General features: G+C 57.4%; 9 protein-coding genes. 2 read left to right on the forward strand and 7 right to left on the reverse strand.

Features of this window, described 5'->3' with window-relative positions; genetic code table 11:
- The first annotated feature begins 256 nt into the window (after window positions 1–256).
- Both AC54XV_RS18005 and AC54XV_RS18010 read left to right on the forward strand, forming a co-directional pair.
- Window positions 257–3,637 (forward strand): T6SS effector BTH_I2691 family protein, encoded by a 3,381-nt coding sequence (locus AC54XV_RS18005; RefSeq protein WP_060409369.1) that lies wholly within the window; start codon window positions 257–259, stop codon window positions 3,635–3,637.
- Between the two features lie 4 nt (window positions 3,638–3,641).
- Window positions 3,642–4,394: a permease gene (locus tag AC54XV_RS18010; protein WP_241490142.1), complete on the forward strand. Its 753-nt coding sequence runs from the start codon at window positions 3,642–3,644 to the stop codon at window positions 4,392–4,394.
- A 47-nt stretch (window positions 4,395–4,441) separates the two neighbouring features.
- Here AC54XV_RS18010 and AC54XV_RS18015 read toward each other — a convergent pair whose 3' ends face one another.
- The 7 genes from AC54XV_RS18015 to AC54XV_RS18045 all read right to left on the reverse strand — a co-directional run bounded on the left by AC54XV_RS18015 (window position 4,442) and on the right by AC54XV_RS18045 (window position 12,448).
- Window positions 4,442–6,679: an ATP-binding protein gene (locus AC54XV_RS18015; protein ID WP_032657005.1), complete on the reverse strand. Its 2,238-nt coding sequence runs from the start codon at window positions 6,677–6,679 to the stop codon at window positions 4,442–4,444.
- Complete coding sequence (locus AC54XV_RS18020; RefSeq protein ID WP_011268476.1) at window positions 6,676–7,290, reverse strand: biliverdin-producing heme oxygenase; 615 nt, start codon at window positions 7,288–7,290, stop codon at window positions 6,676–6,678. The genes AC54XV_RS18015 and AC54XV_RS18020 overlap by 4 nt, the downstream gene beginning before the upstream one ends.
- Before the next feature lie 351 nt (window positions 7,291–7,641).
- Window positions 7,642–9,675 carry an LTA synthase family protein gene (locus AC54XV_RS18025; RefSeq protein WP_058823128.1) on the reverse strand — a complete coding sequence of 678 codons (2,034 nt, stop codon included), beginning with the start codon at window positions 9,673–9,675 and terminating at the stop codon, window positions 7,642–7,644.
- Window positions 9,676–9,685: 10 nt separating this feature from the next.
- Entirely contained in the window at window positions 9,686–10,306 is a 621-nt protein-coding gene (locus AC54XV_RS18030) for a hypothetical protein (protein ID WP_024641199.1), read from the reverse strand.
- Entirely contained in the window at window positions 10,303–11,601 is a 1,299-nt protein-coding gene (locus AC54XV_RS18035) for a sialidase family protein (protein WP_024640431.1), read from the reverse strand. The genes AC54XV_RS18030 and AC54XV_RS18035 overlap by 4 nt, the downstream gene beginning before the upstream one ends.
- Before the next feature lie 38 nt (window positions 11,602–11,639).
- Complete coding sequence (locus tag AC54XV_RS18040; RefSeq protein ID WP_011268480.1) at window positions 11,640–12,185, reverse strand: cytochrome b/b6 domain-containing protein; 546 nt, start codon at window positions 12,183–12,185, stop codon at window positions 11,640–11,642.
- Complete coding sequence (locus AC54XV_RS18045; RefSeq protein WP_003406383.1) at window positions 12,185–12,448, reverse strand: PepSY domain-containing protein; 264 nt, start codon at window positions 12,446–12,448, stop codon at window positions 12,185–12,187. Before AC54XV_RS18045 ends, AC54XV_RS18040 begins: the two co-directional genes overlap by 1 nt.
- Window positions 12,449–12,589: the final 141 nt, after the last annotated feature.

A 12,589-nucleotide genomic window follows, 5' to 3' on the forward strand; every position in this document is an offset into this window, starting at 1 on the left:
TGCGCAGATTTTTGCGCACCCGATACCCGCATGAAACTGACCAAGGCTTGTATTTAAAGCGCTGCAACACACAGGTATGAGTCAGCGCATGTGCGCAGACGTTTGCGCACTATTTCATGCTTTTTTGCTCGATATTTTTGCTTTAAATCTCTATCTCTTTGTTTTATATCGATAAATAGACAGTCGGCACATATCTTGGAATGCACCTCTGCACACAACGCGCGATATCGCCCGTTTCTGCGCAGAGATTCCATGCATGACCGACAAATCCGGCACCCATACTCAACGACGTGCTGCAACGTTCGCCAAAACTCCCGCCACGGCCACCAGCCTGTGTCCCTTCCGGGGACCTGACGTCGCCATCGTGCCAGTGCGCTACGCGCTGGACCGCTCCCGCTACGATGCCGCGCCCGAGAAGCTGAAACCGCTGCTCAAGGGCAGCCAATGGGCAGTGATGCCCAAGCTGAAAACACGAAGCTATACCCTTCGCCAACTGTATGACGGCTACGTGTATGTTTATGACGAAACGGCCGGGACCTTTCATGAGTACGTCTCGTCAGCTGCCAATGGTTATCTGAGCCGCATCATCTGGACAGACGCACAGATCGGCAGTGACCGGCGAAGCGGTGCCGACGATGGCAAACCCTTCCTGCTCTATCCGCGAAACAACCGGCTTCACATCGCCTTTTCAGCGCAGCAGTGGACCTGGCGAATCTGCGAACACCTGCGCTCCAGTCCGGCAAGCCGCGCTTCATGGATGAAAGCGCTAGATCTGAAACGCTACTGCACGACCATGGCCGAGCCGGATACCTTGCCATTGAACCGTATCGCCGAGGCGGTGGCGGACATCGACAAGGAGTATGTGGTTGACGATGACCGCTTTGCAGACTCGGCGATCCCCACATCCAGGGCCTCCAGCGAGGAAGCCGATCCGCTGTTTTCGCCAATCGGCGCCGACGTTTTCTGGCAGGGCAGCGTTGAAGATCAGGACAGCTCCCTGCTCATCGCCCTTGATGATCCGCTGGCCATTTTCAACGATCTGGGCATGCAACTGGCCGCCGATCAGGCCGCTTACCGCAACTGGCAAGCCGAGCACGAACACAAGATCCAGATCGCCCAGACTGTCACCGCACTGTGTGGCGCTGAAAGCGAGCCGGAGAAACTGCCGGCATCGGTGCGCGGCAATGCGGCGCTCACCCATCAGTACCTGAGCGACGTCGAAGCCTATTTTGAACAATGCATGTTTGAACAAGAGCAGATCGGCAACAACACCGCTCCCGGAGGCGTGCTATTGCTACCGGATATTTTCAAGAGTCCGCAGATGCGCAGATCGCTTGAAATGCGATACGGCAGCGCGCCCTCCGACGAGGCCCTGCAAGCCTGGAAAGATCGCCACAAATGGCGGCGCGAGGTCGACCTGAGCGGCGCGCGTGCGTACCTTCAGCAGCACCTGCCGACCGGCGACACACTGCTGAAACAGGTGCGTGACACGCAAAGCGATTTCCAGCAATGGACGACCCATCTGGGTACGGAACCCCTCAAGCTGTTTGTCGACACCGCACACCCTGAAAGCCTGCTTTATCTACAAACGCTCATGCTCAATCTGCAGATCATCTACGCTCAGGACAACGCCGCCAGCGCCTGGCTTGCCGAGCAGGAAGCCAACGACAGCAGCCTGTTTGGCACGTTGCGCTACGGCTTCTCACCGGCGCTCAAGCACGCACTGCACCAGGAGGCCAACGCGCTGCTGAACGGCCTCGGCGACATCACCAACCTGGCCACCCGCATCGGTGAACTCAACGGCACGCTCAATCACCAGGGCTTTGCCGAAAAGCCGTGGATGAAGGCGCTGAAACAACCCGTTCAGGACACCTTCAAGGCCCTCGGCCAACTGGCCAGCGATGCTGGCAAGGCAACGTTCGAAAGCATCCTGCTGGCCTGGGTGCCCATTGACAGCCGCCTGGCAGTGGGCAAGCAGCAGAACATCGTGGCACTGATTCGCACACTGTTGATTGGCCAGATTTTGCTCGATTCAAAGGCGCGTATCGCGATCGATCACAACATGCTCGCGAAGCTGAAAACCTGGGTCAGTGAGTGGCAGGTACTCAACAAACAGATCAGCGACACCCGTCGCAGCTGGCTCTACCCAACCGCTTACAACCCCCGCAAAAGCATCGCCAGCAACCTGCGCGTGCTCGAGCAAAAACTTCGTCTGCACGAACTGAGCATGCCCGCCCTTCTGGACTATCAGAACAACCAATACGCCAAGCAGTTGCAGGACGAGATTCGCCTGCACGTCCAGTCCGGCAAAGCCATCACCAAAGACTGGCTGACCAGCGCCAGGCGCTGGCTCGATGGACTGGGAGGCATTGCCGGTTCGATCACCTGGGGCGTGATCATGCTCAACTTCATCAACACCGCCTTTACCTATCGCGACCTTACTCGGGATGGAGACTTCAGTGCCAAGGACCTTGGCAAGGTGACGTATGGATTGGGATATAGCTTTAACTTGTTGATGGCGGTATTTGTTGAAGCGCCGTGGGCGGTTATCAGTACGGCCAAGCCTCTTTCCATTGGCGGCTATGACATAGGCATTCTCGATAAATCAGCGGCTTACTGGAAAGCACGGGGTAATGCGGTTTGGGGGGATGCTATACGTGGGTTTAGAGGTTCGATGGTGGCGATGGGGGCATTTGGGATAGCGGCGGCCATGCTGGAAATTCTGGATATAGGAAATGATCTAAACAAGGTCAAAACAAGCGAAGAGCGGATAGCGAGTGAGATAAAAATTGCGTCGGTCGCCATGATGCTACTCGGCAGCGCCATTCAGCTCAGCGCTGGTCTCTTCCCGACAACTTTTCTCGCTGCGTTCGCAATGGCCTCATGGTTCAGTGCTGTACTGCTGCTGACTGGTGTCGTGTATCTGCTCGCCACAATGGCGTTGAACCACTTAAAACAAGACAGTATAGGACGGTGGCTAAGAAAATGTTGCTGGTCAAAGTCAATCGAATATCGATACTCTACAAATGGAGAAGGCCAACTTGAAGAAAAGCTTGCTCTACTCACGATACAGCTCAGTCCTCAAGTTTATGTGAAGAGCACCACACGTGATGCAACCCGCTACCTCGGCAAAGGTGATTACTACAGCACCCCGGAGCAGTATGGTGCTGGTGTTCAAATCCTCTTGCCCAAAGTGGTGCGCGGTCAGTCGGTGCATTTCAACGTCATCAGTAGTAAACGTCCCTGGGGCGTGCTTCCCGTGAAAAAAATTGATTCTTCAATACATGAATCATTTCTTAGTAGGGGTCAATTCAAAAAGACTGATCAGTTTGGAAAACTTGCTAATCTACCCGCTCGCAATGCTGAGGAAGATTTTACATTTCCTCGCATGCCTCCAGAAAGTGAGGATCTGGTTTGGGAAACCTGGGTGCCACTCGAGAAAGAAGCAGCATACCTAGAACTACAAATATGGTATTCAAACAACCTACTGAACTCAGATCCACAGGATATTGGCTACCTGTTTCAGCTTGAGCTAAGCGGTAAGGGCGAAACCGCTATCAATGGGGTAGACGCCACCGAGCTTGAAGTAAAATCAGCAAGTTTAATCAACGCGCTGACTCTTGAGATTGCGGATTAATAACATGACCGAACAAAAGACATCCGCCACTTACACACACAAAAGCGAAACACCTGTGAGCGACGTGCTAAAAACTCAAAATAAAAACCTGCCCCATAATAGTAAAGACCTATTGAATTGGACAATAAAAACCATTGCAAGATCACCAAAAGAAACCCTAATATCTGAGCTAAGTGTTATTTGCTTATGCGCTCTTGTACTGAGCTTTACTTTATGGATAAGCTGGGATCACTACATAGAAAACCCAATGGACTCGAGCTACCAAGTAATTACGTTAACTGGAGCTGCAATCTATATCATCGCGCTAGGTGTCCGCCAAAAAACCATCTACAACTACACCCTGAAAACCGACGGCGCCACGGTCGAGTATTACCTCCACTACCCCGACTTCGCCTCAAGCTTCTTCAAAGGCATCGCCATTTTCGTCATGCTGGTATTCGGATTCGTCGCCATCCTGACCGGATCGTTGCTCTTTCTGGTCGGTCCGGTGGCGATGGCCTTCATCGCCGCCATCAAACTGCTGAACTGGGAAAACCCTGTCAACCATCGACAAACCGCCCCATGGCAGCTGCACGAATTTGTCACGGTCGATCACAAACGCCTGATGGTCATTATCCATTGCGACGATATCACCACCGGCTTCGCGGCGCGCTTTCCCAGCAAGGCGCTGATGGACAAATACCTCGCCTTTCTGCGCGAGGTACTTCCAGCGAACGTCGAATACATCGAAAAGACCACCCACTGGCATCAGGGCTGATGCAACTCAGGCTTGAGCTGAAACTCACTGCAAGCCTGAGCAAGCGATCAAACCGCCATGGGCACCGTGAAGCGGAACTCGCTGCCCTCGCCCACCCGGCTTTGCGCTACCAGTTCTCCACCATGGGCCTTGACGATGCCCTGGGAGATGTAAAGGCCCAGGCCGGTGCCGGTCGGGTTGCCTTCCTTGACGGTCCAGTAGCGTTCGAAGATATGCGGCAACTGCTCGGGAGGGATGCCCTCGCCGGAGTCCCGCACGGTGAACACGATTTCAGTGCCGTTGGACATTGCCGCCACACCGATCGTACCCATTTTCGGGGTGAACTTGATGGCGTTGCCGATCAGGTTGGACAGCACCTGGAAAAGACGCTCCGGGTCGGCCTGCACCTTGAGGTCAGGCTCGGCGTTGAAGGAGATCTCGATGGATTTGTCCATCGCCAGCGGGGCCAGCAAGGTATAGGCCTCCTCGAATATCTGGCTGACTTCCAGTGGCTGCGGCGTAATCGTGTAGCGGCCCGCTTCGATTTTCGAGGTGTCGAGCAGGTCTTCGAGTAACACATTCATGCGGCTGGCCGCTTGCTGCATGGTATCGATTGCCGTGGAAATACGTCGCGACGTATGCGGCCCATCGGAGCTGAACGACTTCTGCATCATCCCGCAGAGCATGGAAATGACCGTCATCGGGTTACGCAAGTCATGGGACACGACCGCTACCAGCTCGTCACGCGCGCGAACAGCCTGTTGCTCCCTGCGCACCTGACGGGCGAGGTCATTTTCCAGGGCGGAGCGGCGCAGATCATTGGCGGCGAACACATCGCCGTAGCTCCACTTCGTAGCGATCCCGGTCATCTCGACCTTCCAGATCTCAAACGAGGTACGCGGCCGAAGACGCATGCCGCCCGCCGAGCTTTCCATGTTCAATGGCTTTTTAGGATCACCGCTCCACTGAACCGTTTCCTTGACCTCGGGACGAAACCAGATAACGCCATTGTCGACCGGCTTTGGCAGGCTCATCGCCAATACGCCGCTGGCGACTGGCTGATAAGCCTCGGCAGGCGCATAGACACTGGATAGATGATGACTGGCATACACTGGTTCGCCACCAGCGATCATCCAGGCATGCAATGCACGTATGTCGGACGGCTCAGGGCAGATGCCGAAACAATGCGTTTGCCGGTCTTCGATGATGGCGACGCCGGTCGCGCCGACCAGATCCATCAACAACTGGGGTTGCTGCGCCAGGCCATCGAAGACGTTTTCTTCGGACCCGGCCATGGCCAGATTCAATTGCTCGAGCGCCCTGACCTTCGCCTCTCGCTGACGGCTTATTTCCAGCGCTTCCATGGCGCTGATCTGCAGCGACAGCACCTGGCCTATCGCCTGGCAGGCACTGCGCAATTCGTGAGACACGTACAGCGGCGTGCGGTTGCCGCAACTGATCAATCCCCACAACTTGCCGCCCTGAATCAGCGACACACTCATGGACGACAGCACGCCCATGTTCTTCATGTACTGGCAGTGGATCGGTGAAACACTGCGCAACGTCGAAAAACTCAGATCAAGCTGCTGCTGAGTGTCCGGGCGCAGTTGAGGCACCAGGGGCACCGGGATGTAATCGGCATCGGGAATAATGCGCAGCCAGTTGCGGCGATACAGTTCGCGTGCCTGCTCGGGAATGTCCGATGCCGGGAAAAACAGACCGTTGAAAAGCTCCATGGACGGCGCCGACGCTTCGGCGATCACCTGGCCATGGCCCTCCTCTTCGAAGCGGTAGATCAGCACCCGGTCGTAACCGGTCATTTTCTGGATCTCGCGGACACTGACTTCATACAGGGTCTGCAGATCACTCGCAGCGTGCAGTTGACGCAACATGCGCCCCATGTTGCCGGTGCGCTCGGAATAACTCACCGACTGCGCATCCTTGCCCTGAATTTCGAGTTCCAGCACCAGAACGCCCTGATGACGGTGTAACAAGGCTTCGAACTCGATGCCGTTGATCGACATCAGCAGGCGTTGCGCGTCGATGAACGAATCATGGGCACTGGCGCTTCTGATCACCTCGGCCCAGCCAGCGCCCAGCACACAGTCCAGCCCCTTGCCGAGCAACTGCTCGGGCACATGACCCAGCACAGTCTGCACGTTGGCGCTGACTTGCAGGATCGTCAGCTCGGGCTCTGCAAGGGTAAACAGCAGGCCATGGGGTTGAATGGCGCCGGGAAACTGAATGGGCTCATCCGCACAATTGGCCAGAAGGACTTCAAAGGCGTCTTTGTCGAGTTGGCTCATAACAGTACCTTTTGACCCTCGAGCCAGTGCTCGAAACATGCAAATGTGGAGTGCGCTGCAAACGCGGCAGCATCATTAAAAGCAACTTCCCGCGACACTTCATCCAGATGGTTCAGAAACGCCTTCCAGCGAGGTCCGGTGCGGGCACCATACACATCGAGAAAGGCCGTTCCACTTTGCCCATCCAGACCCAGACGCTTGTTTATTTCGCGTCGCAACACCTGCCCGCCCAATGTCGCCCCTTCCAGTACATACATCACACCCAGGCAGGCGCCGGGAGAATCAATGGCGGGCAACTGTTGGCAGCGGGGCAATTGCCCGATGTCGTGATCGGACATCCCCAGCGCACGAAGATCCTCGACCAGCACAGGTGTTTTGACCCTCTCGGCCGGGACAAGCTCCGCAGGTACCAAGGCACTGCCGTGCAATACCGCTTCAAGCGGTGCATAAAAGCCGTAATAGGCCTGAAGCAGGCGCAGGTAAAGAGCGTGATCGAGAGCGGATGAAAAAAACGGCATGCGTTTTTCAAGCCTGACGTGCAACTGACTGGTTTCAGCACGCAGTGCATCAAGCAGTTTCGGCGGGGTAACACGTGGAAAACTTGCCGGCATCCAGGAAGGCTCTTGAGTGTGCAATGGGCAGAAAACGCATCCGAGCGAAAACAGGCCGCCAAAATACAGATTCAGAGCAAAATCTGACAGGTTTTTCCTGCGTTTGCGATGAAATACCACAATCCATAAAGAAAAACAGTCAGCGAAATAAGACGACGGTTTGCCACCGCCCGAAAATCCGCTATCGACCAAATAACGATAGTTGAAAACCGAACCCTATACGCGCCAGATGCGCGAGCGGTTCACAGAGGCAAGCACTTTAACATCATCCAATAACGATGCCATCCTCACGCAAGCCCCTGACTCGACCAGCGGCTTGCGTGACAACGCTGAAAAGGCCAGCTCGCGTGGTCATCGCACGTTCTGATACAGCATCATTCGCGAGGTTTCATGCAGACCGCGGGTCAGGTCGCGCAGCCGCTCGAACTCTTGCGGATTCCGTTCGGCAACGTTATCCAGCGGCGTGGGGGAAGACAGGTCGTGGAGCGTTGGCGAACTGCCGTCGTGTTCCATTTGCAGCAGGTAGTTGCGCGTGACACCGCCGATCAGCGGGAACGTACCTTCGCGCAGTACCAGCGGCACTACGCGTTCACCTTCAGGAGCCGCCTGCTGAATGTCGCGGCCCATGGTGCCGCTGGTGAAGTCCATTCCGGCCATCCCCGCCAGTGTCGGCAGCAGGTCGGCAAGGCCGACCGCTTCGTCGACGACCCGAGTGCCCAGCAGGCCAGGGGCGTGAATCAACAGCGGAACGTTGTTGCTCTCCAGGCCCAATTGCTCGAACGCTGGCGCCATGTGCGGGATCTGGCTGATGCGCGTGTTGTGATCGCCAAACAGCACGAAGATGGTGTTTTCGTAGTAACCGCCCGCCTTGGCCAGCTCCATCAACCGCCCGATATTGAAATCCAGCAGGCGCACCGCGTTGTACTGCTCCACGCTGCGCGAACCGGCGGCCTGGACCTGCTCCACGGTCTTGTCGCTGACCTGAAAACCGTCGTTGTCTTTGGGAATGGTAAACGGCCGGTGATTGCCCGCAGTCTGCACGTAGGCAAAGAACGGTTTGTCGGCTGGCAACGCACGCAGGATCCGGTCACTCTCCTTGAACAGGTCCAGGTCGGAAATCCCCCACACATCCACCTGCGGTGACTTCCAGTCGCGCTCGTCATACAGCCGTACGTCGTCGATACTGCGACGGATCAGGGCGTTCATATTGGCCCAGCCGGAATTGCCGCCAATCATGTACAGCTTCTCGTACCCTTTGAAGTCGTTGATGATGGTGTTTTGCCGGGTGAGCAGCGGATGACGTGTAGCCGTTTCCTGCCGGGTCACGTCGGGTACCCCGGTGATGCTCGCCCAGACCGTTTTCGCAGTGCCGGTAACCGGCACGTAAAAGTGCTTGAAGAACCAGCTTTGGGTGGCCAGATGGTCCAGGTTCGGCGTCGGGTTCAGCGGGTTGCCGTAGGCGCCGACGGCACTGGTGCCCAGCGATTCGAGCATGACGAACATGACATTCGGCGGCCGCTCGCCCGGCAGCCGGTAAGGCTGCACGGGCTGATGACGCTTGAAACTCAACCCCTGCACGTCTGGCTGGCGGACGCCCAGATAACGCGCGACTTTTTCATAATGCTTGCGCACCTGAGGCTCATCGAAGTTCGACTGCGAGACCTTGAGCGTATCGTACAGAAACAGCGCCGGATTAAGCCCCAGCGCCGCCACCTGACTGTTGCCGGAGAAGAACGCATCGCTCCAGCGCAGCGGTACCGGGTTTTCCAGATTGAGATTCTCCACCCGGCCCAACAGGCCGAGGAAGGTTGCACAGATCATCAGTGCCGAACCCCAGACCGTGGACCAGCGTTTGATCGGTCTGGCCTCACGGTCCAGGGTGACACGCTCAAGCCTGATCAATACCCAGCCGAGCACTGCGACCGTGAGCAGCCAACCGACAGTGATCCACACCACTGGATAGGTCTGCCAGAGCATGTCCCGGGAAATCTGCGCATCCTCCAGATAGCGCAGCACACTGGCGTTGAGCCTGACGCCGAGATAGGCGTAATGACCGAAATCGACGATGTAGATCATCGTCAGAATCGCCAGCGTCACGATCAGATAACCTCGCGCCAGCCAGCGCAAGGCACGCACGCTGATCAGGTTCCAGCCCGGCAACCAGAGCAGCACCGCGACTGGCAGCAGTATCAGCAGCGCCAGGCGCAAGTCGAAACGCAAACCGATGCCCAGCGTCTGGGCGACCTCGCCATGCGTGAACAGCGTGCCCGGTTCGATGCCGGAAAACCCGTAGAAGAACACGCCCCTCAGCAACGCCGACAGCAGGAACACCACCATGACCGCGCCCAGCCAATAATGCAGGCGTCGCGATTGCAACCAACTCATCGTCATTCCTCTAGACATTGCCGACAGACAGAGCGGCCGGACGGCGCGTCTGCATTGCCCGGCGATAAACAAAACGGATAGCCAGAATCAGCAAGGCCCCACAACAGTAAAGGCCAAGCAGCGGATCAATCAGGTAATCCCAATAATTTTCCGATGGCTTGATGCGAAAAGTGAAGGCCAGCGTCGCCGCGCTGAGCATCACGGCGGCCAGCGCATTGCGCATAAAGACCAGCCCCAGCGCGATGACAGCGACAATCATGATCATCGGCCGCGGGTTGTAGCCCCAGCGGTACGGATCGAAATAGGTCAGGCCCAGCGTGGCCGGGTACAGGGTCAGTGCCAGCGCAGCGAACACCACCAGCATCACCCCGCGTCTGGGCGCTGCCAGCGGCTGGAGCACACCGAGTCGCTGCAGGGTCAGCCAGCCTAGGAGCACCAGGCTGCTGATGGCCAGGTCATCGGTCAGGCTACGGGCATAGGACGCCATCGACAGCCCGTCGATTGAGATCACACTCAATAGCGAGGCGGCGGCCAGCAAGCCGCAGCGCCACCATAACGATGCGGTCAAGGGTGCCAACAGCACAAACAGGGTCCAGGCAAACGCCAGATGAGCCAATCCCAAAGCGATCATAAAAGTTGCTCCGCCAGCCAGGCCTCGTTGAAGCTGACATGCTTGATGAAGGTGTTATTCCATGAGTAGACTAGGTGATACAGGCCGTCCGGACTGCGGATGAAGTACGGGTATTCGTATTCGAAATCGCAGCCCTGAGGCGAGCAGACGCGTTGGTCCAGATTGCTCAGAAACGCCTCTTCCATCGGTTGACGCAGGGCACCACTGGAGCTGCGGAAGCCCTCGCCGATCACCTCCTTGTACGCCTCAAGGGTAAACGGCGTGCCCAGCGGATCGGGCGACTTGTCGAAATCCATCAATGGCCGCCAGACGTTCATCTCCTCGTCAGTCCCGTACAGACTGAGTTTGAAGCGCCCCTCGCGCAAGTCATTGAGCGCCACCAGCAGGCCCTTGCCCGGCACACCGACCGCAGCCAGCGAAGAATTGGGGTTGCTCGGGGTCAACGGATACGGCTCGCTCCAGCTCTGCCCGCCGTCTTCGGTGCGGCTGGCCAGCACCCGGTGGAACGTCTCGCCGGCATAGCGCAGCAAGGCCACGGCACGCTGCCCATCCAAAGGCACGACGGTGGGCTGCAGGGAATTGTTGCCACGGCTGATGCGAAACTTGTCGATGACCTCACCGTCGGCGCTCAGGTACAGGTATTCGGCAAACTTGCCGAGAAACTCGTGGTAGACCGGCAGGCCGATCGAACCGTCGGCATGAAACACCGGCGCACCGCGTACCAGCGTACTGATGTTCAGAAACGGTGTTGTCACCAGTTGCCACGGCGGCGACCAGCTGGCGCCCATGTCGCTGGAGACCATGGCGTTGACCGTGCTGCCCGCCCAGCCGCCGACCGAGACTGAAACGTAGAACAGCCACAGGCGATTGTCCGGAGCCAGGGCGATCACCGGATTGCCCAGTTTGCGGATGTATTTGCCGGTGCCCGCCTGGGTGGACTCGCGGGTTGCCAGCACCTGCTCGCCGCCCCACTCGCCACTGGCCGCATCGAAGCGCGAGGTGCGTATTTCAACGTCGCCCGCCCCTTCGCGAGAGCCGGCGAACCATACCGACATCAGGTCGCCGCCGGGCAACGCCGTCACGGCTGAAGAATGCACGAAATCGTCCAGGTCGGAAGACGCGAAGCGCGACATATAGGACGCCTTGGGCGCCACGCTCTCAGCGCCAACTGGCGCCGGGCTGACCGCAAAGGGCGCAATACGGTGCTGTGGATGGCTGAGCCACGCACTGAGAAAAATCGCCACAACAATCAGGCCTGCGCTCCATGCAGCCACGTTTCGGGAAATAACACGCATCGGGAGGCATCACTGTAAAGAGGAACAAAGGTGTGGTTTCAGCGATGGCGATCTTCGGGCAACGGACGTCGCTTGCCTGTCAGCATCGACAAGGGCAGGTTGTCACGTACCTGAACGCTTTCGAAGATGGCGGCGGCCATGTGCAGCACCACCAGGGCACACAATGTGTTGGCGAGAATTTCATGGATGTCCTGCGGCCAGTCGGCGCCCCACAAGGCATCGACCTCTTCCATCAGAAAACCGGTCAGGCCCATGCCGAAGATCAGCACCATCATGAGTACCATGACCAGCGCGCCGAGCGGGGAATGGCCGAGCCGATGCATCGGCCGCCGCTCGATCAGCGAGCGGATGTGCGTACGCAGGCGCGCCGGATTTGGCCAGAAATCACTCCAGCATGCGCTGCGTGGCCCGATGAATCCCCACACCACTCGCACCGCCAGCCAGGCAACCGCGTAATAGCCCAGCCAGATATGCCAGTCGCCACCGGCTTCATTGAAGAAATAATTGGCAACAAAAACACCCGCGATCGAGACGTGAAACAGCCTGACCAGCGGGTCCCACAGGCGCAGGGAACCACGGTTCATTACTTGATCTCGGTCTTCACCGCTTTACCCGTCACCGGATCGTGATAGATCTCGACCTTGCGCTTGTCCTTGTCGAAGCCATAGATTTCGTAGCAGTTGCCATCGGTCACCTTGAACTTGCTGATCTCGTAACCCTGAGCCTTGAGCTGCTCCTGGAATTTGGCCTGATCCTGCCATTGGGACTTGTCAGCGGTGGTGCATTGCGGGCCGGCAAGTGCCAGCGGGCTGGCCAGACACAGGGAAATCAGCAGGACTTTACGCATGACAGAGACTCGCAAGCAGTTAAGGAGCGCCTACTGTGCGAAACGAATCTTAGGAAAAGCTTAATACGTAACAGCTCGTAACATCTTCCCGGACACACGGCACTTCGCGCTGCTGTCTGCTGACGGCATCATGGCGCCCTT

It is taken from the genome of Pseudomonas fragariae (ex Marin et al. 2024) (assembly GCF_059621105.1).